Here is a 25,940-nt window from a genome sequence, read left to right on the forward strand (position 1 = left end):
GCCGTGGATGTTGCGTTGGGTCTTCCCGTCCTGGTCGGACTGATCGCCGTCGCGCTGCTGTTCGACTTCCTGAACGGCCTGCACGACGCCGCCAATTCGATCGCGACCATCGTCTCGACCCGCGTGCTGCGGCCGCAATTCGCGGTGTTCTGGGCCGCGTTCTTCAATTTCGTCGCCTTCATGGTGTTCGGGCTGCACGTCGCCCAGACCATCGGCACCGGCATCATCGATCCCGCGATCGTGGATGCCCAGGTGATCTTCGCGGCGCTGGTCGGCGCCATCGTCTGGAACCTCGTGACATGGGCGCTCGGCATCCCGTCGTCTTCGTCCCACGCATTGATCGGCGGTCTATTTGGTGCTGGCGTGGCCAAAGCCGGCCTTTCGGCGGCGGTCTGGAGCGGATTGTCCAAGACGGTGATCGCGATCGTGCTGTCTCCGCTCGTCGGCTTCCTGCTCGCGATGGTACTGGTTGCGATCGTCTCCTGGGCCTCGGTGCGCTCCACCCCCTTTGCCGTCGATCGCGCCTTCCGCATCCTGCAGTTCGCCTCTGCTTCGCTCTATTCGCTCGGCCATGGTGGCAATGACGCGCAGAAGACCATGGGCATCATCGCCGTGCTGCTCTATTCGCAGGGCCAACTTGGCGGCGAATTCTTCGTACCCTTCTGGGTGGTGCTCTCCTGCCAGGCGGCCATGGCAATGGGCACGCTGATGGGTGGTTGGCGCATTGTCCGCACGATGGGATTGCGGATTACAAAACTGACCCCGATGCAGGGCTTTTGCGCCGAGACCGGCGGTGCCGCGACCCTGTTCATGGCGACCTTCCTCGGTGTTCCCGTCTCGACCACCCACACCATCACCGGCGCGATCGTCGGCGTCGGCGCCGCCCGCCGCCTCTCGGCGGTGCGCTGGAATGTCGCCAGCTCGATCGTCTATGCCTGGGTCATCACGATGCCGGCCTCGGCCATCGTCGCCGCGCTGACCTGGTGGGCAGTACAGATCTTCATCAGGTAACGAGCTTCAGCCCGACAATCCCGGCGACGATCAGCCCGATGCTGGCGAGGCGGAACGCGGTGGCCGGCTCGCCGAACAGGATGATGCCGAGCGTTGCGGTGCCGACCGCGCCGATGCCGGTCCAGACTGCATAAGCGGTTCCAATCGGCAGCGATTTGAGGGCAAGCCCGAGCAGGATGATGCTGCCGGCCATGGCCCCGAGCGTGAGGACAGACGGGACGAGCTTCGTAAATCCCTCGGTGTATTTGAGGCCGATCGCCCAGGCGATCTCCAGGAGACCGGCGACGAACAGGATGCTCCAGGCCACGGCGACCCTCCCTTCGAGGCAGGGTCGTCCCCGCGACTGGCGTGCTGATGGGCGGGAAGGCCGTCCTTCCCAAGCACTGATCCAAGCCCGATATGGGGCTGGCCGGAAGGCACTGCAATCACCAAATGAGGCTTGATAAGGCTCATTTTCCCTGCCAAACGCTGCCGCAATGTCCGACATCGCCACCACAGCCGAATCGCCGGCCCGTTCCCCGCTTGCCGCTGAAGTGTCGCGGCGGCGGACCTTTGCGATCATTTCGCATCCGGACGCCGGCAAGACCACGCTGACCGAAAAGCTGCTGCTGTTCGGCGGCGCCATCAATCTGGCCGGTCAGGTCAAGGCCAAGGGCGAGCGGCGCAACACGCGTTCGGACTGGATGAAGATCGAGCGCGAGCGCGGCATCTCGGTCGTGACCTCGGTCATGACCTTCGAGTTCGAGGGCCTCGTGTTCAATCTGCTGGACACCCCGGGCCACGAGGACTTTTCGGAAGACACCTATCGCACGCTCACGGCCGTCGATTCCGCCGTCATGGTGATCGACGCGGCCAAGGGCATCGAGGCGCGCACCCGAAAGCTGTTCGAGGTGTGTCGTCTTCGGGACATCCCGATCATCACCTTCATCAACAAGATGGACCGCGAGAGCCGCGATGTCTTCGAGCTACTCGACGAGATCGAGAAGACGCTGGCGCTCGACACCACGCCGATGACCTGGCCGGTCGGCCGCGGCCGCGAGTTCCTCGGTACCTACGACGTCGTCAATGGCGGCGTGCGCCTGCTCGAAGGCGGCGGCGCCAAGACCGGTGCGGCGCAGCAGATCGAGATCGCCGAACTCGCCAAGCTCAATGCCAATCTCGATGTGTCAGCGGTCAAGGACGAGCTCGATCTCGTCACCGCGGCGTCAAAACCGTTCGAGCTCGAAGCGTTTCGCGAGGGCCATCTGACGCCGGTCTATTTCGGCAGTGCGCTGCGCAATTTCGGCGTCGGCGACCTGCTGCAAGGCCTCGGCAAGTTCGCGCCCGAGCCGCGCGCGCAGGAGAGCGACCAGCGCAGGGTCGAAGCCACCGATCCGCGCATGAGCGCCTTCGTGTTCAAGATCCAGGCCAACATGGATCCGAACCACCGCGACCGCATCGCCTTTGCGCGTCTGTGCTCCGGCAAGCTCAGCCGCGGCATGAAGGCGAAGCTCGTGCGCACCGGCAAGAGCATGCCGCTGTCCAGCCCGCAATTCTTCTTCGCGCAGGACCGTTCGGTTGCGGACGAGGCTTATGCCGGCGACGTCGTCGGCATTCCCAATCATGGCACGCTGCGCATCGGCGACACGCTGACCGACGGTGAAGATTTCAACTTCGTCGGCGTGCCGAGCTTTGCGCCGGAAATCGTCCGCCGCGTGCGTCTTACGGATGCGATGAAGGCGAAGAAGCTGAAGGAAGCGCTTCAGCAGATGTCGGAAGAGGGCGTGGTGCAGGTGTTCCGCCCGCGCGACGGCGCACCCGCGCTGGTTGGCGTCGTCGGTGCGCTCCAGCTCGACGTGCTGAAGGCGCGGCTGGATGCAGAATATTCGCTGCCGGTCGAGTTCGAGGTGAGCGAGTTCCAGCTTGCGCGCTGGGTCTCTTCGGATGACCGCAAGAAGCTCGACACCTTCATCGCCGCCAACACATCCAGCATCGCCGACGATGTCGATGGCGATCCCGTGTATCTGGCGAGGAACGAGTTCTACCTCGGCTACACCCGGGAACGGGCCGAAGGCATTGAGTTCACCAACGTCAAGGACGTCAAGAAGAAGGGCTAGGGTGAGCGCAAACGGGTCGCGCGCGAGCACGTGAATGCGCGGGGACTTGACGCGTGCACTGACGATGCCACCTTTCTCCATGTGGCACTGCGAGCTCGCATGATGTGGCGCGGCATCCTTGTTTTCCTCCTGCCGGCGATCTCGACGATCGCCGCGGACGCGCGGCCCCGGCAGATCAACCCCATACCGTTTTCGCACGAGCCATGCAGCGTGCTCGACGGCAGGCCCTGCACGCCGTCCTATTGCAGCCCGCTCGAGCCTGGTCCCTGTATTCCCGAGATCGATTATCCCTACGGACAGAACCTCCAACTCACGATCCAAAGCGTACCGGCGGAGGCCGATCGCGCCAAATACCAAAAGCCCGATCACGATCTCGACACGATCGGCGATCTCTTCGCCGAGCTGCGCACCTGCTGGTCGCCGCCATCGGACAATGCGCGCGCGGACATGCAGATGGCGGTGCGTTTCAGCTTCAACAAGGCGGGTGGCCTGATCGGTCCGCCGCGCCTGACCTTTGCGACCTCGGGCGTTCCCGCCGAGACTAGAACCACCTACCTCAATGCGATCAAATCATCGTTGAACGCCTGCCTGCCGCTGAAATTCACGGGCGGTCTTGGCGGTGCCCTCGCCGGGCGGCCGATCGCGATCCGGTATGTCGACAATCGCGAGATCGGCAAGTAGCGCATCAGTTGCGACCCGCCGCCAATCGATGATACGCCATGGGCTGGGGCACTGGTTGAGGGGAGAATCTCGTGGGTCTGCTGGTCATGATCTTGGGGCTCGCGCTGTTTTTCGCGGCCCATGTTTTCACGACGAAACGCGAGGCGCGCGCGCAGGCGATCGCGAGACTGGGCGAGGGGACCTACAAGATCCTTTACTCGCTTGTCTCGCTCGCGGGGCTCGCGCTGATCATCTGGGGCTTCGCCCACTACCGTGCGACCGGCTGGATCGACGTCTGGTATCCGCCGAAGGCACTGAAGCACATCACGCTCGCGCTGATGTTGCCCGCGGTCATCCTGGTGGTTGCGTCATATCTGCGCGGCCGCATCTATGCGACGCTGAAGCATCCGATGCTGGCCGGCATCAAGCTGTGGGCGGCGGCGCATCTGTTGGCCAATGGCGATCTCGGCTCCATCATCCTGTTCGGCTCCTTCCTGGGCTGGGCGGTGTACGATCGCATTACGATGAAGCGTCGCACCGATGGCGGCGGCCCGCCGATTCCAGTGGGCGGCGTCACCAATGATCTGATCGCGGTGGCGGTCGGAATCGTCGCTTATCTGGCGCTGGCTTTTGCGTTCCATCCGGTCGTGATCGGTGTTCCCGTGATCGGCAGCTAGCCGATCAGCACAAGACAGGACCGGCATGCCCATGCGCGGAAGGTAACAAGAGCAACAAGCCAAGGGCATTCCGATGGACTGGTCGCAATCTCAGATCCCGCCGATGCGGTTCGAGGCGCGCTTCGGCGATCGGGTAGTGCCGGCATTTTGCGGTCGGCCGTCGAGCCTGTGGGCGATGATTGCGGACGCCTGCGCCCGCAATGCCGACGGTGAAGCGCTGATCTCAGGCAATGTCCGGCTGAGCTGGGGACAGGCCGCGGAGCAGGCCGCGCGGATCGCGGCCGGCTTTCGCAAGCTCGGACTGCAGCGCGGCGATCGTGTCGCGATCCTGCTCGGCAACCGCGTCGAATTTCCGCTGTTGCTGTTCGCTGCCGCTCATGAGGGGCTGGTCACGGTGCTGCTCGGCACGCGGCAGCAGAAGCCGGAAATCGCCTATGTGCTCGCCGACTGCGGCGCCAAGATCCTGATCCACGAGGCGGCACTTGCGGAGCGGCTGCCGGAAGCGCGGGATGTGCCTGATGTGATCCACCGCATCGCGGTCGACAACGATCCGGCTCTGTCGCATTTTGCGGTGCTCGCCGACAACGCGCCGGCCCCGGCGCCGGTCGAGACCAGCGAGGAGGACACCGCGATGATCCTCTACACCTCGGGCACGACAGGCAAGCCGAAGGGCGCGATGCTGGCCCATTGCAACGTCGTCCATTCCTCGATGATCTTTGTGTCCTGCCTGCAATTGACGCAGGCGGACCGTTCAATCGCGGCGGTGCCGCTCGGCCACGTCACCGGCGTCGTCGCCAACATCACGACGATGATCTGCTGCGGCGGCGCGTTGATCATCATGCCGGAATTCAAAGCCGCCGAATACCTCAAGCTCGCCGCGCGCGAGCGCGTCACCTACACGGTGATGGTGCCGGCGATGTACAATCTCTGCCTGCTCCAGCCCGATTTCGACAGCTATGATCTCTCAAGCTGGCGCATCGGTGGTTTTGGCGGCGCACCGATGCCGGTTGCCACCATCGAGAAGCTCAAGGCGATAATTCCCGGGCTCGAGCTGACGAACTGCTACGGCGCGACCGAGACGACATCGCCGTCCACGATCATGCCTGGCGAGTTGACGGCAAGCCATATCGACAGCGTCGGTCTGCCGTGTCCGGGTGCGCGTATCCTGGCAATGGGGGCGGACGGGCATGAGCTGCCGCATGGCGAAATCGGCGAGCTCTGGATCCAGAGTGCCTCCGTCATCAAGGGCTATTGGAACAATCCGAAGGCCACGGCCGAAAGTTTTACCAGCGGGTTCTGGCATTCCGGCGATCTCGGCTCGGTCGACAATGAGGGATTTGTCCGGGTGTTCGACCGGCAGAAGGACATGATCAACCGTGGCGGCCTCAAGATCTATTCGGCCGAGGTCGAATCCGTGCTGGCCAGCCATCCCGCCGTGGTCGAAAGCGCGATCGTTGCCAAGACATGCCCGGTGCTGGGCGAACGCGTTCACGCGGTGGTGGTGACGCGCGCGCTGGTGGACAGCGAGGCCTTGCGCGCCTGGTGCGCGGAACGGCTGTCCGACTACAAGGTCCCCGAAACCATGGTGATCACCGCCGAGCCGTTGCCGCGCAATGCCAACGGCAAGGTGCTGAAGCGGCAGTTGCGGGAACTCGTGGGAACCTTCTCTCGGGTTGTCCCGGGTGATTAACGCCTTGATCGGGCTCGCTTTGCCTTGCCACCGCCATATCGTTAGGCTACCTCGCCGCCACGTGGGGACCGGGATTCCTGACGCGAACGCTTTGGCGCGCGCACCCGGACGGGCATGGGATTATCATAAGTGTCTGAATTATTTGACGAAGTCGACGAGGAAGTACGTCGCGAACAGCTCAAGAAGCTGTGGGATAAGTATTCGATCTTCTTCATCGCCCTGATGGTGCTGATCGTTGCCGCCGTAGGTGGCTGGCGCGGTTACCAATATCTGGAGGCCCAGAAGGCCGCCGAGGCCGGTGCCGCTTTCGAGAAGGCCGCTGAGCTGTCCGAGCAGGACAAGCACGCGGAGGCCGAAGCGGCCTTCACCGAACTCGCCGCCAAGGCTCCGTCGGGCTATCGCACATTGGCGCGGCTGCGTGCGGCAGCCGAGACGGCGGCCCGCGATCCCAAGGCGGCCGCCAAGCTGTATGACGACATTGCCGCCGACCGCAGCGTGGGCGGTGAGTGGCAAGATCTGGCGAAGCTCCGCGCGGCCGGCCTCCTGCTCGACAGCGCCGGCTATGCCGACATGCAGCAGCGGCTGGAAGCCTCCGCCGCGCCCAAATCGACCTTCCGTCACAGTGCCCGCGAGATGCTGGCTCTGTCGGCCTGGCGCAACAACGACATGACTGCGGCCCGCAAATGGCTCGATGCGATCGCCGAGGACGGCGAAACGCCGCCCGGCCTGCGCTCACGCGCCGAGGCCCTCCAGGCCCTGCTGCCGCCCGTCGCCAAAAGCTGACGGCCCGAGAGCTGACACGAGATACCGATATGCGCCGCACGCCACGCTTGATCGCAGCCGCCGTCCTGATCGCCTTCACGGGCGTCCTGGGCGGTTGCTCCAGCTTCGATCCGAGCGACATGCTCGACTTCCTCGATACCAAGAAGAAGCTGCCGGGCGACCGCAAGCCGGTGTTCCCGGAAGGTGTGCCGGGCCTTGAGCAGGGCGTGCCGAAAGACATGTACAAGGGCGCCCAGCAACAGCCCGATCCGAACGCGCCTGCCGTTGCGGCCTTGCCTGTGGAGCCTCAGCCCGAGCCGGCCAAGCCGGCGAAGGGAGCCAAGGCGAAAAAGACCAGGCAGCCGGCCGCCGCAGCAGTCGCGCCGGCTGAGGCGCCCGCCGGCGAAGTCGATGGCGAGGCCCAGCCGGAGGCGGCGCCCGCGGCCACTCCGCCGCCCAGGCAGAAGATCGTGCGCAAGCGCACCACCGCGCCGCCGCCCGATCAACCCGTCCAGCAGGCGCAACCGACCCAGACCACCCAGCAGCAATCGCAGGGCGCCTTCCCGGCGCCGATGCCGAGCGGCAGCTTCTCGCGCTAATTGTTTCATTTCATTGACAGGCGCAGCTCCAGCAGCGCACGAATGACCGATGTCCTATACAATTGCCATTATCGGCCGACCCAATGTCGGCAAGTCGACGCTGTTCAACCGCCTGGTCGGGCAGAAGCTCGCGCTCGTCGATGACCTGCCGGGCGTCACCCGCGACCGCCGCGAGGGGGAGGCCAGGCTCGGCGACCTCGAGTTCACCATCATCGATACCGCAGGGCTCGACGAGGGCGCCAAGGGCTCGCTGACCGCGCGCATGCAGGAGCAGACGGAGGCAGCGATCGCACAGGCCGACGCGCTGTTCTTCGTGATCGATGCCCGTATCGGCCTCACGCCCAACGATCGCGCCTTCGCCGATTTCGCCCGCAAGGCCAACAAGCCGGTGCTGCTCGTCGCCAACAAGAGCGAGGGCAAGCATGGCGACGTCGGCGCGATGGAGTCCTTCGCGCTCGGCCTCGGCGATCCGATCCAGGTCTCGGCCGAGCACGGCGAGGGCATGGGTGAGCTCTACGACGCTCTGCGCCCGCTGATGCCGGAGCCGGTGGAGGACGATGAGCTCGAAGACGACGAGCCGCTGACCGAGGAAGAGGCCGCCACGCGTCCGATCCGGGTCGCCATCGTCGGCCGGCCCAACGCCGGCAAGTCGACGATGATCAATCATCTGCTCGGCGAGGAGCGCCTGCTGACGAGCGCGGAGGCCGGCACCACGCGCGATTCCATCGCGGTCGAGATCAACTGGAAGGGCCGCGATTTTCGCGTGTTCGACACCGCGGGTCTGCGCCGGCGCTCGCGCATCGAGGAGAAGCTCGAAAAGCTCTCGGTCGCCGACGCACTGCGCGCGGTGCGCTTTGCCGAAGTCGTCGTGATGATGATGGATGCGCAGAACCGCTTCGAGGAGCAGGATCTTCGCATCGCCGACCTGATCGAGCGCGAGGGCCGCGCCGTCGTGCTCGCCGTCAACAAATGGGACCTGATGGAGAGCAAGGGCGGCGGCGCGATCTCCGGCCTGCGCCGGGATGCCGACCATTTGCTGCCGCAGGTCAGGGGCGTGCCGATCGTCGCCGTCTCCGGTCTGATGGGCGAGGGCATTGACCGCCTGATGCAAGCGATCCAGGACGCCTACGCGCTCTGGAACAAACGCGTGTCGACATCATCGCTGAACCGCTGGTTCGAAGAGGCAGTCCAGGCGAATCCGCCGCCCGCCGTATCCGGCCGCAGGCTGAAGCTGAATTACATCACGCAGACCAAGGCCCGCCCGCCGAGCTTCGTGCTGTTCTGCTCGCGCGCGGACGCGGTGCCTCAGTCGTATATGCGCTACCTCACCAATTCGATGCGTGAGGCCTTCGAGTTGCCGGGCACGCCGGTGCGCATCACCTTGCGCGAAAAGGCCAATCCCTTCGCCCACAAGCGCAAGCGGCCGTCGTGAGCAACGATGCCGGCGAGGCGATGGCGCAGAGCGCTGCGCCGGTCCGGCGCGGTGCGGTCGCCTTCATCTTCGTCACCATCCTGCTCGATATGCTCGCGCTCGGCGTGATCATGCCGATCCTGCCAAAGCTGATCGAGAGCTTCGTCGACAACGACACGGCGCACGCGGCCCGCATCTTCGGCCTGTTCGGCACTGCCTGGGCGCTGATGCAGTTCGTGTTCTCGCCGGTGCTCGGCGCGCTGTCGGATCGCTTCGGGCGGCGGCCGGTGGTGCTGCTGTCGAATTTCGGGCTCGCGGCCGACTATGTGCTGATGGCGCTGGCGCCGTCGCTGGTCTGGCTGTTCGTCGGTCGCGTCATTTCCGGCATCACCTCGGCCAGTATCTCGACCGCCTTTGCCTATATTGCCGACATCACGCCGCCGGAGCGGCGCGCGGCGGTCTTCGGCAGGATTGGCGCTGCCTTCGGCGCCGGTTTCGTGCTGGGCCCGGCGCTGGGCGGTCTGCTCGGCGACATCGATCCGCGCCTGCCGTTCTGGGCCTCGGCAGCCCTGAGCCTTGCCAATGCACTCTATGGGCTGTTCGTGCTGCCGGAATCGCTGGCGCCGGAGAAGCGCTCGCCGTTCCACTGGACGAGCGCCAATCCGGTCGGCGCGCTGCGCCTGCTGCGTTCCAACGCGGTGCTCGCTGCGTTGTCCGTCGTTAACTTCATCGCGCAGGTCGCGCATGTCGTGCTGCCCTCGACCTTTGTGCTCTATGCCACCTACCGCTACGGCTGGGATTCGAAAACCGTGGGACTGACGCTGGCGATGGTCGGCATCTGCGCCATGGTGGTGCAGGGGCTCGCGATCGGCCCAATCGTGCGCGTGCTCGGCGAGCGGAACGCGTTGTTGATGGGCCTGTGCTGTGGCGCGGTCGGCTTCGTGATCTTCGGCGCGGCGCCGACCGGGCCGCTGTTCTGGCTCGGCATTCCCGTGATGTCGCTGTGGGGAATCTCGGGTGCCGCCATGCAGTCGCTGATGACGCGGCTGGTCGCGCCCCATCAGCAGGGACAGTTGCAGGGTGCGACCGCGAGCGTGCAAAGCGTGTCGCAGCTCGTTGGCCCGTTCCTGTTTACGCTGACGTTTTCATATTTCATCGGCGCCAGCGCGCCGTGGCAGCTTCCCGGCGCGCCGTTCCTGCTCGCGGCGGCGCTGATGGTGGTGTGCGTGGCGATCGCGGTGCGGGCGCTGGGAGCCACAAAGACGGTCTCGTAGGGTCGGCAAAGACGCTCTTGCGCGGTGCCCACCCTCCTTCCTCGATCTCGAAAGAAACGGCGGGCACGCTTCGCTTTGCCCACTCTACGGCAGCTTTTCCGGGCCAATACGTGAATGCCCGGGACATCCAGCGCGAAGACGCGCTTCGCGCTTTTGCCCGGGCATGACGTCGTTGAGAATTTGCGTGACCGCTACGCGGTTATTTCTTCACCAGCGGGCACTCGCTGTCCTTGAGCGGCTTGGCCGCATCTTCCGCCGGGATGGTCGCGATCAGCTTGTAATAGTCCCACGGTCCCTTCGATTCTTCCGGCTTCTTCACCTCGAACAGGTAAGCGGGAATGATCCGGCGTCCGTCCTCGCGCAGCGGGCCCTTGCCGAACAGCGGATCGTCGGTCGGCAGCTCCTTCATCTTGGCGACGACCTTGGCGCCGTCATGCGGATTGCCTCCGAGCGCGTCGAGCGCCTTCAGGTAATGCAGCACGGCCGCATAATTGCCGGCCTGCGTCATCGACGGCTTCGCCTTGTTGGCCGCCTTGTCCTGGAAGCGCTTCGCGAAGGCGCGCGTGCCTTCGTTGAGGTCCCAGTAGAAGGATTCGGTGAAGGTCAGCCCGTGCGCGGTCTTGAGGCCGAGCGAGTGGACGTCGTTGATGAACAGCAAGAGCGCGGCAAGCTTCTGGCCGCCCTCGACAATGCCGAACTCGGAGGCCTGTTTGATCGAGTTGGTGGTGTCGCCGCCAGCATTGGCGAGTCCAATGATCTTCGCTTTCGAATTCTGCGCCTGCAGCAGGAAGGAGGAGAAGTCGGAGGTATTCAGCGGGTGCTTGACGCCCCCCAGCACCTTGCCGCCGTTTGCCGTGACTACCGCCGTTGTGTCACGCTCCAGTGCTGCACCAAAGGCGTAATCGGCGGTCAAGAAGAACCAGCTGTCGCCGCCAGCCTTGGTGAGCGCCTTGCCGGTACCGTTGGCGAGCATGTACGTATCGTAAGTGTAGGAGATGGTATTGGCGTTGCACGCCTTCCCGGTCAGATCGGCGCTGGCCGCACCTGAGTTGAGCAGGATCGCATTCTTCTCTTTGACGAGGTTGCTGACGGCCAACGCCACGCCAGAATTCGGAGTGTCCGAGATCACATCCACTTTTTCGGTGTCGATCCATTGCCGCGCAAGATTGACGCCGACATCGGGCTTATTCTGATGATCTCCGCTCAGCACGTCGATCTTCCAGCCCTTTGCGAGCAAGCCGGAATCCTCGACCGCCATCTTAATCGCGACCACGGCACCAGGGCCATTGATGTCGGCGTAAAGGCTCGACATGTCGGTCAGGACACCGATCTTGGCGGTCTTGTCCTGGGCGAAGGCGGATGTGGCAAAACCGAAAGCGGCACAGGCCAGAAGGGCCGCAGAGCGGCGCGCGAACGTCGTCGTCATAGAAGGTTTCCTCCATTGTCGAACATGCGGACAGCCCTCTTGAATGGGAGCCTTGTTCCGGCTGATGGCTCTACCGTGTCCCACGGCCGGCGGCAATGCGCCTAAAGCCGGATGGCGCTGCGTCGTAGCGTCATCCGTCGGTTAACTTTTGGGCAAAATGCGTCGAGACGCTATTTCAGCGCGTCCGACGTCAGCTTGAATTTCTGGATGCGCTTTCCGGTGTCGACCTCGGCGGTATAGACGTTACCCTTGGCGTCGATCGCCATGGCATGCACCCAGTGGAATTGCCCGGCATTGCGGCCGTTGTGCCCGAAGCTGCCGACTACGCTGCCGTCCTCGCGCCTGATGACCCTGATCTCGTTGTTTTCGCCGTCGGCGCTGAGCAGCCAGGTCTGCTTCGGATCGGGCCAGATCGCGATGTCCCACACCGCGCCGTTGCCGAGCGTGTTCTTCTCGAAGAAGAACTCCTTCACGAAGCTGCCGTCCTTCTTGAAGACCTGGATGCGGTTGTTGATGCGGTCACAGACGTAGACGAGCCCGTCATTGGCGAGCTTCACGCAATGGACGGGGTTGCCGAATTGCTGCGACACTGGCGCCTTGGGATCATACGCCGCCTGCTTGGTGTCATCGGGCTTGTTGCCGTAGGCGCCCCAGTGCCGCTTGTAGGCGAGGGTGGTTGCGTCGAACACGATGACGCGGCGGTTGCCATAGCCGTCGGCGACGTAGATTTCGTTCGTAGCCTTGTCGATCGCGGTCTCGGCGGGCTTGCCGAGCTGCGTCGTGTCGTTGCTGCCGAGGCTCGGCGCGATCTTGCCGATCTGGGCGACGAACTTGCCGTCGAGCGTGAACTTCAGGATCGCGTTGTCATTGTCGGCATTGCCGCCGACCCAGACGAAGCCGCGCTCGTCGACCTCGATGCCATGCTCGCGGCCGACCCATTCATAGCCTTCACCGGCACCGCCCCATGACCGTAGCAGGTTGCCGTCGGTGTCGAATTCGAGCACCGGCGGTGCTGAAATGCAGCATTTGGAACGCGGCGGGTTGAGGCTCGCGCCTTTCTCGTCATCGGTGAGTGAGCGCGGGCGATGGATGACCCAGATGTGACCCTGCCAGTCGACGGTGATGCCGCCGACCTGGCCGAGGATCCAGTTGTTCGGCAGCGGCTTTGGCCAGGAGGAATCGACTGCGAAGGTCGGGACCTCGCCTGCTGTGGCAACGCCCGGAAGCGCGAATGCGACGGTCGCGATCAGGATGGAAAAGGCGTGAGAGACATTTGCGAGCGCACGCGTAACGCCTGCGCGATCATGCCGTGGCGCCATGGCGACCTCCCTTTATTGGCTTGCGGCTTGCTGCCGCTTGAGTGCGGGCAGTCAATCGCGGGGAGGCCGTCAAGTCAATCAGGCCGGCGAGCGGAAGCTCATCAGGCTGCGGGACTTGTAATCGTAGAACTTGCCGGTCTCGGTCCAGTCCGGCGCGCACATCGGCACGATGAATTCGGCGACCTGCTCGGACGTTTCCAGCGTCGCCGGGTCTTCGCCCGGCATTAGCGTGGCGCGCATACGGGTGCGGACCGGGCCGGGATTGAACAAATTGATGCGCAGCTTCGTATTTGCGGTCTCCTGCGCCCAGGCGCGCGCCAGCGTTTCCAGCGCGGCTTTGGAGGCGGCGTAGGGGCTGACATAGGCGGTGGCCTTGTTGGCCGCGCCCGAGGTGATGAACACCGCGCGGCCGGCGTCGGATTGCTTGAGCAGCGGCTCCATGCAGCGGATCAGTTGGAAGTTCGCGGAGACGTTGACGGCCATCACGTCGTTGAAAGCCTTCAGCTCGATATGACCGACCGGCGAGGACGGGCCGAGCACGCCGGCATTGCCGACGAGGATGTCGAGCTTGCCGTAGCGTTCGTGCAGGCCGGCGCCGAGCCGCGCGATGCCGTCGGAATCGGTGAGGTTGAGCGGCACCAGCGTTGCGCTGCCGCCGTCCTGGCGGATCTCGTCGTCGAGCTCTTCCAACCCGCCCTGCGTGCGCGCGACCGCCACGATATGCGCGCCGGCCTTCGCGAGCGCCTTGGCCGTGGCGAAGCCGATGCCGCGCGAGGCGCCGGTGACGAGAGCGATGCGGTTGGCGAGGGGATTTGTCATTGAAAGGTTCTATCCAGCGTCGTCCTGACGAAAGCCAGGACCCATACGCCGTGACGTTTATGGCTAGGGAAGATGATTGTCACACCTTCTTCGAACCAGAGAGGCCTGTGGTAATGGGTCCTGGCTTTCGCCAGGACGACGAGCCTAGCTCGCCTCCGCCAGCAGCGACAATTGCCGCGGCTGCTGCTCGGTCTGGGTCTGGTCGGTGAGGTGGGTCGGATACGCCCCGGTGAAGCAGTGATCCGAGAATTTTGGATTGGCGGGGTCGCGGCCGGGCTCGCCCATCGCGCGGTACATGCCGTCGATCGACAGGAAGGCGAGCGAGTCGGCGCCCATGATCTCGCGCATCTCCTCCAGCGAATGCGTCGCGGCCAGCAGGCCGCCGCGGTCCGGCAGGTCAATGCCGTAATAGTCGGGATAGAGGATCGGCGGCGAGGCGAGGCGGAAATGCACTTCCTTGGCGCCCGCGTCGCGCATCATGCGCACGATCTTCTTCGAGGTGGTGCCGCGCACAAGCGAGTCGTCGATCAGGATGATGCGCTTGCCTTCGATCGCGGCGCGGTTGGCCGAATGCTTCATGCGCACGCCGGATTCGCGGATCGCCTGCGTCGGCTGGATGAAGGTGCGGCCGACATAATGGTTGCGGATGATTCCGAGCTCGAACGGCACGCCGGAATGCTGGCTGTAGCCGACCGCGGCGGGCACGCCGGAATCCGGCACCGGCACGACGACGTCGACCGGGACGTGGCTCTCGCGCGCGAGCTGCGCGCCAAAGGCCTTGCGCACCTCGTAGACCGAGCGGCCGTGAACGATGGAATCGGGACGGGAGAAGTAGATGTATTCGAAGATGCAGGGACGCGGCGCGATCGGCGGGAACGGCTTGTGAATGTCCTTCCCGTTCTCGTCGAACACGATGACCTCGCCGGGCTCGATGTCGCGGACGAAGCGCGCACCGATGATGTCGAGTGCGCAGGTCTCCGAGGTCAGGATCGGGCAGCCGTCGAGGTCGCCGAGCACCAGCGGACGGATGCCGCGCGGATCGCGCGCGCCGACCAGCTTCTTGTTGGTCAGCGAGACCAGCGCATAGGCGCCCTCGATCTCGCGCAACGCGTCGACATAGCGCTCGATGAAGCGGCTGCGCCTGGAGCGCGCGACCAGATGCAGGATCACTTCGGTGTCGGTGGTCGACTGCATCATTGCGCCGCTCTTCACCAGCTCGCGGCGCAGTGTCAGGCCGTTGGTGAGGTTACCGTTGTGGGCGACCGCAAGGCCGCCGGCATTCAATTCGGCGAACAGGGGCTGCACGTTGCGCAGGATGGTCGCGCCGGTGGTGGAATAGCGGACATGGCCGACCGCCATGTTGCCGGGCAGGCGGTCGATCACTTCGCGGCGGGAAAAAGTGTCGCCGACGAGGCCGAGGCGGCGTTCGGAATGAAAGCGGCTGCCGTCATAGGAGACGATGCCGGCGGCTTCCTGACCGCGGTGCTGAAGGGCATGGAGGCCGAGCGCCGTGATGGCGGCGGCATCGGGGTGGCCATAGATGCCGAAGACGCCGCATTCCTCGCGCAGCGTATCCCCTTCCAGATCGTCCTGAAGCTCTAGCGCGGCCGGGCCGAGATCAAGTAGGGCGTCCTGGTCAGGATTTCGCATCTCGTCCGAGCCTCTCTTTAGGGCTTAATCAACGCGCCGCGGGTTTCTCGATCAGCTTTTTAAGGCCGTCACGAGCCGGTTTGCTGTATCCGTCGCCATTGCCCGAAGGCTGCTGCTCGGAATCAGTCTGCTCATCATCTGGTTTGTTTTTCTTGAATCTCTTCAAGATGGTGTTCTCGGGGTCGTCAGGCAAGAGGGCCATCAGCCAATCGCCGGTTCCCTGGAGCACAACGCGGGACTTGGCCCCCGTGACCCAGTCCGGGCGCTGCTTGTCCGGCACCAGCCAGGTGAAGAACAGGAAGGCGACCACGACGATCAAAAGCCCGCGAGCCAGCCCGAACAGGAAGCCGAGTGTGCGGTCCAGCGCGCCGATGCGCGAATCGAGGATCATGTCGGAGATCCGGACCGTGATCACGGAGACCACGACCAGGGTGCCAACGAACACGCCGGCGACCACGACCACGCTCGCGACGGTATCGTTGTTGAAATAGGTCTTGGCGGTCGGCAGCAGCTTCGAGAATGAATAGAGGGTGACGATCGCCGCCGTGCCCCACGCCGCGATCGACAGGATTTCGCGCATGAAACCGCGAACCATGGCGAGCAGGCCCGAGATCAGCATCACACCGAGCAGGATCAGGTCGAGGATGGTTACTGGCATCGGCTGGTCTGGTCCGCTCGTACTTCAAAGGTGCTCAGCGAATCGGTGTTTGGCCGCCGCCCTAAGTGAGGGGCAGACGACGTTTCCGGCAAGGCCGCAACCACGCAATCCCATGCTGCTTTTGTGACGGCTGTATAGCGGTGGGGACGGGGAACGTCACCTCCGCCTAACCCTCTCCACGGCGGAATCTTGCCGGTGTGGCATTTTTCTCTGCCGGCGCGCTCGAGTCGCCCCGGCGGGAGCCGCGGGCGGCGATTTCGGCGACCAATGTCGTCAGGCTGTTGATCGCGTTCAGCGATAGTCCGGCATCGCCGCTGGCTTCGCCCCGGGCCGATTCGGGCAGCACGGCGCGCTGAAAGCCGAGTTTTGCCGCTTCCTTCAGCCGGACCGGGGTCTGCGCCACCGGGCGGACCACGCCGGACAGCGAAATCTCGCCGAAATAGACCGCATCGGTGGGTAATTGTGCATTAACCAGAGAGGACACGAGCGCGGCCGCGGCGGCCAGATCGGCCGCCGGCTCGTGGATGCGCAGCCCGCCCGCAACGTTCAGATAGACATCGTGGCCGGACAGCTTGACCCCGCAATGGGCCTCCAGCACCGCCAGCACCATCGACAGCCGGCTCGGATCCCAGCCGACCACGGCCCGGCGCGGGGTGCCGAGCGAGGTCGGGGCCACCAGCGCCTGCAATTCGACCAGGAGGGGCCTGGTGCCCTCGATGCCCGCGAAGACTGCGGTGCCCGGCGTGCCGAGATCGCGCTCGGACAGGAACAGCTCCGAGGGGTTGGTGACCTCGCGCAGGCCGAGCCCGGTCATCTCGAACACGCCGATCTCGTCGGTCGGCCCGAAACGGTTCTTCACGGCGCGCAGGATGCGGAATTGCTGCGAGCCTTCGCCCTCGAACGACAGCACGGCATCGACCATGTGCTCGACCACGCGGGGGCCGGCAATCTGGCCATCCTTGGTGACATGGCCGACCAGAATGATAGCCGCGCCGGTCTTCTTGGCGAACCGGATCAGCGCCTGCGCCGAGGCGCGCACCTGGGTGACCGTGCCGGGCGCGGATTCCACCGTGTCGGTCCACATGGTCTGGATCGAATCGATCACGATGAGCCGCGGCACCGCACCTTCCGACAGCGTCGAGACGATGTCCTCGACCGATGTCTCGGCGGCGAGCTGCACCGGCGCGTCCGATAGCCCGAGCCGCTCCGCGCGCAGCCGCACCTGCGCGACCGCCTCTTCGCCCGAGATGTAGACGATGCGATGCCCGGCGCGTGCCATCAGGCTGGTTGCTTGTGTCAGCAGCGTCGACTTGCCGATGCCGGGATCGCCGCCGACCAGAAGCACCGAGCCGCGGACGAAACCGCCGCCGGTGACGCGGTCGAGCTCCGTCATGCCTGAGGACAGACGCGGGGCATCCTGGGTTTTTCCGGACAGGCTTTCGAGCGCGAACGTCCGGCCCTTGCGCTTGGAGCGGATCGACACCGGTACGCTGCCGGTCGCGTCCTCCTCGGCGAGCGTATTCCACTCGCCGCAGGACTCGCACTTGCCCTGCCAGCGGTTATAGGCCGCGCCGCAGTTCTGACAGACGAAGGAAAGCGTGTTCTTGGCCATGGGGACAGCGAGTCCAAGGGTTGCAGGCTTGCTGATAGCACGGAATGACGGGTCGAGAGAGCAGACCGGCCGAATCCCGAATATCGCAATTCAGCGCGCCTGATACACGCTTTGTTAGCTCTGTGTCGCCGCGCCAAAAGCTCAAGACCTGGCTCGGCGACATCACGACGGATCTTCGGACGGTGGGCGCGCGGATGGCCAATGCCCTGATCGGTGCGGCGCGTGCCGATCGAGCGCGCCGAGCAGGCCAAGGCCATGCGCGAGATGGGCGTGACGTTCGGGCAGGGCTTTCTCTATCACCGGCCGCAGCCGCTCGCGGCCGTGTTGCTATGGCTCGAGGAACAACCGGCCCAAGAGAGCCGCGTCCTCGAGGATAACCCGTCGATCGCGCCCGAATTTGCCGCCTGTGTGCAGCGCGGCTACGGCTGCGCCGCATTCCACAGCATGGAAAGGCCGGCCGCGATCATGATCGCGTCCATCACCACGCGGAACATTTCGGGCTTCAGATGCAGCACGAAGCGCTTGGCGATGAAGGCGCCGGCCATCAACGAAGATCCTGCCACCAGGCCTTTGACGAACACATCGCCGGTGAGCGCGCCGAAACGTTCGAAGGTCACGGACTTTGCGAAATAGAGGCCGAGCGAAGAAGCCGCCTCGGTGGCAAGGAAGGCGCCCCTGGACAAGCCGTAGAACAAAAACAGCGGGACGCTGAGCGGGCCGGTGGAGACGACGATGCCGGTGAGATAGCCGATGAGGGCCCCGCCGATGGCGAGATGCCAGAGATTGGCCTTGAGATCGTGCCGCGCCAGCCAGTGCCGCACCGGCACCATCGCGATCAGAAAGAGGCCTATGGCAAGATCGACGGCGTGCGGGGGCAGCGCCAGCAGCGTCCGCGCGCCGAGCACCGCGGCCGGAATGCCCGTGACCGAATAGGCCGCGCAGGCGCGCCAGTCCACATCGCGCCACCAGGCCAAAATCCGCGAAAAATTCGCCATCACCGCGGCGACTGCCATGATCGGCACCGCTTCCTTCGGCCCATAAGCATAGACCAGTACCGGCATCAGCATGATCGACGACCCCGTGCCGACGATGCCGGAAATGGTGCCTGCGATGAGGCCGACGGTGAGGACGAACAGGAAGGCCAAGGGAACTGCTCCGGGAATCGGAGCAGTGTAGCCGCGGAACGATGTCAGGCGAGAGAGGGAATCGCGGCCCGCATCGGCATGCCGGCCTGCGCGCCGCGCGTGAGGCACTTTTGGGCTGCCGCGTCGCACCCGACCTGGAGGGCAGTTTGCAATGGTGCCTTCTCGCTCAACATGGCCGCGAACGCGCCGACAAAAGTGTCGCCGGCGCCGGTCGTGTCCACCGGCGTGATGCGCGGGGCAGGGGCGCGCAGGCGGGTGTCATCGGCCGTGACGGCCAGCGCGCCTTGCGCACCGGCGGTGACGATGCAGGTGAGGTCCCCGGTCCTGGCGAGGTCGGCGGCTGCCGCTTCGTAATCGGATGGAGCGAAGCCTATGGCCGCGGCCGCGTCCATCGCCTCGTGCTCATTGACGAGGAGATAGTCGGTCACGGCGAGAAGCGCTGCAACCATATCGCGCGTCATCTGCTCCGGGACTGGCGCCAGGTTCCAAATGACGGTGCCGAATTCCGCTTTCGTCCTGCGTGCGGCCTCGAGCGCCTGCGCAAAGGGCACCTCCATCTGGAGCACCAGCACCGTGTCGGGACCGAATAGCCCCGCAGGGAGGTCACCGGCGCTCGTGGTCATGTTGGCGCCGCTGGCCACCGTGATCGCATTCTCGCCGGCATGGTCGACCGTGATGAAGGCGCAGCCGGTCGGCTCATCCGATCTGACGACGAGATCGGCATCAACATTGTTTGCCCGGAGGTTCTCGATCGCGCGATCGCCGAATCCGTCCCGTCCGATGCGGCCGGCCATCCGGACCTGTCCCGGTCCTGCGATCCGCGCGGCGGCCACGGCCTGATTGGCGCCCTTGCCGCCGAAATGCGTCTGGTAGGACGGCGCGAGCACCGTTCGGCCCGGCCCGGGAATGACCGGGACCGCCGCGACCAGATCGATATTGAGCGATCCGAACATCAGGATCATGGCGGCGACGTCCGTCAGCCTTGCTCGTCCATGACGCGCAGCTTTTCCACGCGGCGGCGGAAATCCTCGTCGGTGGAGAATTCGGCGGAGAGGTACGACGAGACGAGATCCACGGCGAGCCAGGCGCCGACAATCTGCGCGCCGATGCACATGACATTGACGTCGTCATGCTCGACGCTCTGATGGGCGGAATGGACGTCGTGGCAGACCGCGGCGCGGATGCCCTTCATCTTGTTGGCCGCGATCGAGGCACCGACGCCGGTGCCGCACACCATGATGCCGCGTGTGGCTTCGCCCGACGTGACCTTCTGGGCGACTGCGCGCGCGATGTCGGGAAAGTCCACCGGCTTGTCGTCATGGGAGCCGACGTCGAGAACGTCGTGGCCGAGGCTGCGGATGTGGTCGATAACGGTCTGCTTGAGCGGCCAGCCGGCGTGGTCTGATCCGATGACGAGACGCATGTGATGTCCTTCTTGATTTTGCATGGATCGTGACAGCCGCAAGCGGCTGCCACGATTTTCCGTAGTTTCAGCTACGCATGTCGGGCGGCAGATCGACGCCATGGAATTTCTTGTAGATCGCGTTGAGCTTGCCGTTCTTGACGTTCTCGGTGATCCACGCGTTGAGCTTGTCCATCAGGCGCTGCTCGCCCTTCTTCAAGCCAATAGCGAGGTCGAAGGTAGCAAGTGGAATCTTGGACTCGAAGATGCGGGCCGGATTCTTCACCCCGATCTGGTTGATGATCGTCGCGGAGGTGCCGACGCAATCGACCTGGCCGGAGACCGCCGCCGTCACTTCCGTGGCGTCGTCGTCATAGCGGGCGATCTTCAGTTCCTTGTCCTTCATGTTCGACAAGGTGGTGTCCTGCGTGGTGCCGCGCGAGACGCCGATCGTCTTGTCCTTCAGGTCGGGCCAGTCCTTGACGTTGAGCGACTTGAGGCAGCCGACGTCGGATTGCAGCGTCGCGTAGCGCTTGGTGAAGTCGATGACCTTGGCGCGCTCGGGCGTCACCGAGAGCGTCGAAATGATGATGTCGGCCTTGCCGGTCAGGACGTTGGGGATGCGCGTTGCGCCGGTGGTCTGGATGAATTCGAGCTCGAATCCCCAGTCCTTGGCAAGCAGCTGCGCCACTTCGACGTCGGAGCCGGTCGGCTTCATGCTGGCATCCATCATGCCCGAGGGCGGAATGGCGACGTCCGTCGAGATGCGGATCTTCTTCGCCTGCATGATCTCGTCGAGCAAATCGGCAGCCGACGCCGGGCCGGCTGCGATCAACATGAGACAACACGCCGAAACTGCTGCGCCCAGAAATGTCCTCTTTGTCATCCTTGGTTCTCCTCTCCCTGTTACGATTTCAAGTTTCCTGTGCCGACGAATTGCGTCAGCTCCGGCGTCGTTGGCGACGTCAGGATCGAGGCGGGTCCGGTCTCATGAACCTTGCCGCGATGCATGAAGACGATCCGGTCGGCGATGCCCTTGGCAAAACCCATCTCGTGGGTGACCATCACCATGGTCATGCCGTCCGCCGCCAACTGTTCGATCACCTTCAGCACTTCGCCGGTGAGCTCGGGATCGAGCGCGGAGGTGACTTCGTCGAACAGCATGACTTTCGGCTGCATTGCGAGCGAGCGGGCGATCGCCGCGCGCTGCTGCTGGCCGCCCGAAAGCTGCTCGGGGTAGGCGTGCAGCTTCTCCTCGAGCCCGACCTGCGCAAGCACTTTTCGCGCCAGGTCTTTGGCCTCGCCTGTGGCAAGGCCCTTCACGGCGCAAGGGGCGAGCGTGATGTTCTGCTCGATCGTGAGATGGGGAAACAGATTGTAGCTCTGGAAGACGATGCCGACGTCCTGACGCAACGCGCGCAGATCGACGTCCGGACGGTCGACCCGGTGACCGCACACCACGATCTCGCCGCCGTCGACCTTCTCGAAGCGGTCGATGCAGCGAAGCGCCGTGCTCTTGCCGGAGCCGGAACGGCCAATCAGCGCCAGCACCTCGCCGCGCTCGACGGAAAAGGAGACGCCATCGAGGACCCGGAGCGGGCCAAAGCTCTTCTGCACGTCGCGAAGCGACACGATTGATTCGGAGGAGGTGGGTTTTTGTTGCATGTCAGGCTGGCGCGAGGTTGGACCTGCCACGCCCCATCCGCCGTTCCAGCCTCTGGCTGAACAGGGAGAGGGGATAGCACATGGCGAAGTAGGTGACGGCAATGATGGCGTAGATGGCAAACGGCTCGAACAGGGAGTTGTTGACGATCTGGCCCGAGCGCATCAGCTCGACGAATCCGACGACGGAGGCGAGCGAAGTGTTCTTGACGATCTGCACCATGAAGCCGACGGTGGGCGGCGTGGCGATGCGGATCGCCTGCGGCAGGATCACCTTCATCATGCGCTGGGTGCGGCTCAGCGCGAGGCCCTCGGCGGCCTCCCATTGCGGCTTCGGCACGGACTGGATGCAGCCGCGCCAGATCTCGCCGAGATATGCGGCGACATAGAGCGTGAGCGAGGCGCCGGCGGCCGCGAGCGGCGAGACCTGGAGGCCGATGGCGGCAAGGCCGAAATAGCCGAGGAACAGGATGACAAGCAGCGGTGTGCCCTGAATGAGCTGGACATAAACGGCACTGGCGATCCGCACCGATTTGAGCGGCGAGATTCGCGCCAGCGCGATCACGAAGCCGACGATGCCGCCGCCAATCAGCGCGATCACCGATAGACCAATGGTCCACAACGCGCCCTGACCGAGGAATATCAGATGGTTGATGTTGAGATGTCCGCCCATGGTCATCTCACAACGGTGTGCCGAGCCGGCGACGGCGCGGAAACAGTACGAGGCCGAGGCCCCAGAAGCCCGCGCGCATCACCAGCGACAGGATGATGTAGAGGACCGCGACGATGATGTAGGTCTCGAACGCGCGGTAAGTGTCCGACTGGATGTAGTTGGCGACTGCGGTGAGTTCTTCCGCCGAGATCTGCGAGCAGACCGAGGAGGCCAGCATCAACAGCACGAACTGGCTGGTCAGCGCCGGATAGACCTTCTCGATCGCGGGCAGCAGGATGATATGCCAGTAGATCTGGAGGCGCGACAGCGCCAGCCCCTCGGCCGCCTCGATTTGTCCGCGCGGGATCGCCTCGAAACCGGCGCGCATGATCTCGGCGGTGTAGGCGCCGACATTGATCGTCAGCGCGGCCACCGCCACGGTGAAGGCGGAGAATTTCAGCCCGAGGCTGGCGAGGCCGAAATAGACCAGGAAGATCTGCACCAGCAGCGGCGTATTGCGGATGGCCTCGACATAGATCTTGCAGGCGGCTGCGATCAGGGCACTGTGCGCGCCGCGCCCGACCGCCGCGAGCGTGCCAAGGACGGCGCCGCAGACCGTCGAAAAGGCCGCCAGCTCCAGCGTGAGGACGGCGCCGGCAAGGAAACTCGGCCAACGCTCCAGCACTGCGGGAAAGTCGAGTTGGAGGCTCATCGTATCAGGGTCAGCCGGTGGTCTGGTTGGTCATGCGGTCGTAGACGCGGAACAGCGCCTGGTTGCCGTTGTTGCCTTCGCCGTGGGCGCGCGCATCGACATATTGGCTGGTGACGAGCGCGGTGCCGGGCAGCGGCACGCTCAGCGCCTGCGCCTGCTCTTGCACCAGGCGGAGGTCCTTGAGCTGCAGATCGATCCGAAAGCCGGCGGAGACGTCGCCCGCGATCATCGCGGGGCCGAGCTTGTCGAGCATCCAGGATGCGGCGGAGCCACCGAGCAGCACGCGGCGCAGCAGATCGAGATCGAGGCCAGAAGCGCGACCGAGCGCCAGCGCCTCGCAGATCGCCTGGATGTTGATGCCGCAGATGAGCTGATTGCAGAGTTTTACGGTCTGGCCGGCGCCGGCCGCCCCGACATGCGTGATGGTCGTGCCCATCGCGCGGAAGAACGGCTCGGCTTTGGCAAATGCTTCGGCGTCGCCGCCGGCCATGATCGAGAGCGCGGCGTTCCTGGCGCCGAGCGGGCCGCCCGAGACCGGCGCATCGATGAAGCTGACGCCGGCCTTTTGCAGGTCTGCATGGATGCGGCGGACGGCGACCGGTGAGATCGTGCTCATGTCGACGATGAGCTTGCCTGATGGTGGCGACTTCAACAGCCCATGCTCGCCGTAAATGGTCGCCTCGACATGGGGCGTGTCGGGCAGCATGGTGATGACGACATCGGCGGCTTGCGCGGCCTCGGCCGGACTTTTGGCGCGAACCGCGCCTTCCTTGACGATGTCGGCGACAGCAGCCTCATTGAGGTCGAAGGCGCGCACCGCGTGCCCGGCCTTCAAGAGGTTGCGCACCATCTCCAGGCCCATCGTGCCGATGCCGATGAAGCCGACGCTGCCCTTGTCGTTCCGTCCCATGTTGTCAGTCCGTTTCTTGTTTCGTCTGTCTGCGGTCAGCGCGAGGCGCTGGTCTTGTCCAAGTCGCCGACGACGGCGCGTCTGCGGAATTCGTCTCCAATGGCAAAATGCTTGCGCAGCGTTGCGTCCGCGCGCTCCGGATCGCGCGCGATCACAGCTTCAAAGATGCGGCGGTGGTCGTCGATCAGATAGGTCTTCATGGACGGGAAGGCCTGCACCAGCTCGCGGCGACTGCGATGCGAATGCGTCAACAGGCCGGCCATCGAGCCATGGAGGACGGTCAGGGTTTCCGAGCGTGAAGCCATCACGATCGTGCGGTGGAAATCGAAGTCGGCTTTACCGCCGCCATCCGCCTCGTCGATCGTTTCCTCGATTTTCGCAAGTGCGCGCTGGAGCCGCTCGTAATCGGCAATGTTTGCGCGCTCGCAGGCAAGCCGGATCGCCTGGCACTCGATCGCGACGCGCGCCTGCATGACGTCGTCGAGCATGTCCGCTTGCTGGGCGAGCGCGAAGGTGAAGAAGTCGTTCAGCACGGAGACGTCCGGCCGCGTCACCACGGTGCCGACGCGGTCGCGGATCTCGACGATGCCGAGCACGGTGAGGGCGCGCAGCGCCTCGCGCACGATTGGCCGGCTGACGCCGAGAAGGCTCGCGAGCTCACGCTCGGAGATCAGGCGATCGCCGGGCTTGAGCGAGCCCGCAAGCAGCCGTTCGCGCAAGAAGGCGAACACCTTCTCGAAGCCCTTTTCGCCTTCAGCCGCGCGCTTGAGTTCCATCCCTGTCTCTTTTGGTCTGATCTTGGTAAGACCAGTAGGATGACCAGAATGGTGCGTCAAGCGCCTTGGTTAACCGCCGGTGTCGCAGGCACCGCCAATCCGAGCCGTTCGCCGGCCCGATCCTTAGAATTTGAAGCGTATTGATCGGAGCGTTCGCTTAGAGAATTTGAGGTCCGCGATGCCCGACCATCATTCCTTCTCCGTGCTCGATCGCCATGCGGTGTTGAGCGGATCCGATGACGGTTTCCCCTGGTACGCGGGCGCGATGCTTGCGGTCGAGGCGAGTGATGTGATGCGCTTGCGCTACGAAAAACTCAGCCAGGGCAACGAGGCCGCCGGGCGGGAGGCCGTGCTGATGGTGAGCGAGAAGATCGCAGCTGCCTTCGAGACGGCAGCTAGCCTGCTTGCCGGGGCGACGCCGGCAGTGATTGTCCAGCGCTATCGCGAGCATGTGGCCGCGAATGCCAAGCGGTTGTCCGCGAGCGACGCTCCGTGACGGGGCCGCGCTGCTGACAGCATGTTGGCAGCAGGGTCCGGCTATGACCACCTTCTGACAAAACGGAGAGCGGGTCATGCCGATCGAGGCAAGCTGTCATTGCGGTGAGACGGTGTTCGAGGTGACGGAGGCGCCCTCGAGCGTGACCCGCTGCACCTGTTCGCTCTGTGCCAAGCGCGGCGCGTTGTGGGCCTATTATACGCCGGCGCAGTTTCGGCTGCTGTCGCCGGCGGAGAACGTCGCGACCTATCTCTGGGGCAGCCGCACGGTCAAACATCATTTCTGCGCGAGCTGCGGCTGCGGTACCTATTCGGAGTCGCCGGACTGGTCGACCGGCAAGCCCGATTTCGACAATCCCAAGGTCGGCGTCAACGCGCGTCTGTTCGACGAGTTCGACCTGGAGGCCGTGCCGGTGAACATGATCGACGGCAAGAATTTGTGGTGAGCATGCGCTCTCAGGCATATCTGCCGCACGGTCTGTCCACCATTCCTCACCAACGCAAGCGGGAGTGGTGGGCACG

At 64.6% G+C, this 25,940-nt stretch carries 27 protein-coding genes; 11 read left to right on the forward strand and 16 right to left on the reverse strand.

Annotated features, from left to right (window positions below; translation table 11 throughout):
* Positions 1 to 3 precede the first annotated feature (3 nt).
* Positions 4 to 1,011 carry an inorganic phosphate transporter gene (locus tag IVA74_RS17175; protein ID WP_247346195.1) on the forward strand — a complete coding sequence of 336 codons (1,008 nt, stop codon included), beginning with the start codon at positions 4 to 6 and terminating at the stop codon, positions 1,009 to 1,011.
* Here IVA74_RS17175 and sugE read toward each other — a convergent pair.
* Complete coding sequence (gene sugE / locus IVA74_RS17180) at positions 1,004 to 1,318, reverse strand: quaternary ammonium compound efflux SMR transporter SugE (protein WP_247346198.1); 315 nt, start codon at positions 1,316 to 1,318, stop codon at positions 1,004 to 1,006. The two genes, IVA74_RS17175 and sugE, sit on opposite strands and share 8 nt — an antisense overlap.
* 169 nt (positions 1,319 to 1,487) lie before the next feature.
* Here sugE and IVA74_RS17185 point away from each other — a divergent pair, with 169 nt between their 5' ends.
* The 8 genes from IVA74_RS17185 to IVA74_RS17220 all read left to right on the forward strand — a co-directional run bounded on the left by IVA74_RS17185 (position 1,488) and on the right by IVA74_RS17220 (position 10,180).
* Positions 1,488 to 3,107 (forward strand): peptide chain release factor 3, encoded by a 1,620-nt coding sequence (locus tag IVA74_RS17185; protein ID WP_247346201.1) that lies wholly within the window; start codon positions 1,488 to 1,490, stop codon positions 3,105 to 3,107.
* Positions 3,108 to 3,209: 102 nt separating this feature from the next.
* On the forward strand, positions 3,210 to 3,788 hold the full coding sequence (locus IVA74_RS17190) for a hypothetical protein (protein ID WP_247346778.1): 579 nt from the start codon (positions 3,210 to 3,212) through the stop codon (positions 3,786 to 3,788).
* A 71-nt stretch (positions 3,789 to 3,859) separates the two neighbouring features.
* Entirely contained in the window at positions 3,860 to 4,444 is a 585-nt protein-coding gene (locus IVA74_RS17195) for an NnrU family protein (protein ID WP_247346204.1), read from the forward strand.
* Between the two features lie 73 nt (positions 4,445 to 4,517).
* On the forward strand, positions 4,518 to 6,134 hold the full coding sequence (locus IVA74_RS17200) for a class I adenylate-forming enzyme family protein (protein WP_247346207.1): 1,617 nt from the start codon (positions 4,518 to 4,520) through the stop codon (positions 6,132 to 6,134).
* A gap of 129 nt (positions 6,135 to 6,263) precedes the next feature.
* Positions 6,264 to 6,917 (forward strand): tetratricopeptide repeat protein, encoded by a 654-nt coding sequence (locus tag IVA74_RS17205; protein WP_247346212.1) that lies wholly within the window; start codon positions 6,264 to 6,266, stop codon positions 6,915 to 6,917.
* Between the two features lie 29 nt (positions 6,918 to 6,946).
* Entirely contained in the window at positions 6,947 to 7,495 is a 549-nt protein-coding gene (locus IVA74_RS17210; RefSeq protein ID WP_247346215.1) for a hypothetical protein, read from the forward strand.
* 49 nt (positions 7,496 to 7,544) lie between these two features.
* Positions 7,545 to 8,927, forward strand: a complete 1,383-nt coding sequence (gene der / locus IVA74_RS17215) for a ribosome biogenesis GTPase Der (RefSeq protein WP_247346219.1) — start codon at positions 7,545 to 7,547, stop codon at positions 8,925 to 8,927.
* Complete coding sequence (locus IVA74_RS17220; RefSeq protein ID WP_247346222.1) at positions 8,924 to 10,180, forward strand: TCR/Tet family MFS transporter; 1,257 nt, start codon at positions 8,924 to 8,926, stop codon at positions 10,178 to 10,180. Before der ends, IVA74_RS17220 begins: the two co-directional genes overlap by 4 nt.
* 199 nt (positions 10,181 to 10,379) lie before the next feature.
* Here the strand turns inward: IVA74_RS17220 and IVA74_RS17225 are convergent, their stop codons facing one another.
* From IVA74_RS17225 to IVA74_RS17295, 15 genes are all read right to left on the reverse strand, one after another.
* On the reverse strand, positions 10,380 to 11,606 hold the full coding sequence (locus IVA74_RS17225) for an ABC transporter substrate-binding protein (protein WP_247346225.1): 1,227 nt from the start codon (positions 11,604 to 11,606) through the stop codon (positions 10,380 to 10,382).
* Positions 11,607 to 11,776: 170 nt separating this feature from the next.
* Positions 11,777 to 12,925: a hypothetical protein gene (locus IVA74_RS17230; RefSeq protein WP_247346227.1), complete on the reverse strand. Its 1,149-nt coding sequence runs from the start codon at positions 12,923 to 12,925 to the stop codon at positions 11,777 to 11,779.
* A gap of 78 nt (positions 12,926 to 13,003) precedes the next feature.
* A complete protein-coding gene (locus tag IVA74_RS17235; protein WP_247346230.1) occupies positions 13,004 to 13,744 on the reverse strand; it encodes an SDR family NAD(P)-dependent oxidoreductase in 741 nt (246 codons plus the stop codon).
* 144 nt (positions 13,745 to 13,888) lie between these two features.
* Positions 13,889 to 15,394, reverse strand: coding sequence for an amidophosphoribosyltransferase (gene purF, locus IVA74_RS17240; RefSeq protein WP_247346233.1), 1,506 nt, complete (start codon positions 15,392 to 15,394; stop codon positions 13,889 to 13,891).
* Between the two features lie 28 nt (positions 15,395 to 15,422).
* On the reverse strand, positions 15,423 to 16,052 hold the full coding sequence (locus IVA74_RS17245) for a CvpA family protein (RefSeq protein ID WP_247346236.1): 630 nt from the start codon (positions 16,050 to 16,052) through the stop codon (positions 15,423 to 15,425).
* A gap of 166 nt (positions 16,053 to 16,218) precedes the next feature.
* Entirely contained in the window at positions 16,219 to 17,664 is a 1,446-nt protein-coding gene (gene radA, locus IVA74_RS17250) for a DNA repair protein RadA (protein ID WP_247346239.1), read from the reverse strand.
* A gap of 419 nt (positions 17,665 to 18,083) precedes the next feature.
* The gene (locus tag IVA74_RS17255) at positions 18,084 to 18,809 is read right to left on the reverse strand and encodes a sulfite exporter TauE/SafE family protein (RefSeq protein ID WP_247346242.1); all 726 of its coding nucleotides are present in this window, start codon (positions 18,807 to 18,809) and stop codon (positions 18,084 to 18,086) included.
* Between the two features lie 44 nt (positions 18,810 to 18,853).
* On the reverse strand, positions 18,854 to 19,771 hold the full coding sequence (locus IVA74_RS17260) for a ribokinase (RefSeq protein ID WP_247346246.1): 918 nt from the start codon (positions 19,769 to 19,771) through the stop codon (positions 18,854 to 18,856).
* A gap of 14 nt (positions 19,772 to 19,785) precedes the next feature.
* Positions 19,786 to 20,232: a ribose 5-phosphate isomerase B gene (gene rpiB, locus IVA74_RS17265; RefSeq protein WP_247346250.1), complete on the reverse strand. Its 447-nt coding sequence runs from the start codon at positions 20,230 to 20,232 to the stop codon at positions 19,786 to 19,788.
* Between the two features lie 67 nt (positions 20,233 to 20,299).
* Positions 20,300 to 21,097 (reverse strand): transporter substrate-binding domain-containing protein, encoded by a 798-nt coding sequence (locus tag IVA74_RS17270; RefSeq protein ID WP_247346253.1) that lies wholly within the window; start codon positions 21,095 to 21,097, stop codon positions 20,300 to 20,302.
* Between the two features lie 20 nt (positions 21,098 to 21,117).
* Positions 21,118 to 21,876 carry an amino acid ABC transporter ATP-binding protein gene (locus IVA74_RS17275; protein ID WP_247346256.1) on the reverse strand — a complete coding sequence of 253 codons (759 nt, stop codon included), beginning with the start codon at positions 21,874 to 21,876 and terminating at the stop codon, positions 21,118 to 21,120.
* A 1-nt stretch (position 21,877) separates the two neighbouring features.
* Positions 21,878 to 22,546, reverse strand: a complete 669-nt coding sequence (locus IVA74_RS17280; RefSeq protein WP_247346259.1) for an amino acid ABC transporter permease — start codon at positions 22,544 to 22,546, stop codon at positions 21,878 to 21,880.
* 7 nt (positions 22,547 to 22,553) lie between these two features.
* Entirely contained in the window at positions 22,554 to 23,237 is a 684-nt protein-coding gene (locus IVA74_RS17285; RefSeq protein ID WP_247346263.1) for an amino acid ABC transporter permease, read from the reverse strand.
* A 10-nt stretch (positions 23,238 to 23,247) separates the two neighbouring features.
* Entirely contained in the window at positions 23,248 to 24,237 is a 990-nt protein-coding gene (locus IVA74_RS17290) for an NAD(P)-dependent oxidoreductase (protein ID WP_247346780.1), read from the reverse strand.
* A complete protein-coding gene (locus tag IVA74_RS17295; RefSeq protein WP_247346266.1) occupies positions 24,183 to 24,923 on the reverse strand; it encodes a FadR/GntR family transcriptional regulator in 741 nt (246 codons plus the stop codon). Before IVA74_RS17295 ends, IVA74_RS17290 begins: the two co-directional genes overlap by 55 nt.
* A 178-nt stretch (positions 24,924 to 25,101) precedes the next feature.
* Here IVA74_RS17295 and IVA74_RS17300 point away from each other — a divergent pair, with 178 nt between their 5' ends.
* Entirely contained in the window at positions 25,102 to 25,419 is a 318-nt protein-coding gene (locus IVA74_RS17300) for a hypothetical protein (protein ID WP_247346269.1), read from the forward strand.
* Positions 25,420 to 25,495: 76 nt separating this feature from the next.
* Positions 25,496 to 25,864, forward strand: coding sequence for a GFA family protein (locus IVA74_RS17305; RefSeq protein ID WP_247346272.1), 369 nt, complete (start codon positions 25,496 to 25,498; stop codon positions 25,862 to 25,864).
* Positions 25,865 to 25,940 lie beyond the last annotated feature (76 nt).

This window comes from Bradyrhizobium sp. 132, from assembly GCF_023074185.1.
In the GTDB taxonomy this organism is placed as follows: domain Bacteria; phylum Pseudomonadota; class Alphaproteobacteria; order Rhizobiales; family Xanthobacteraceae; genus Bradyrhizobium.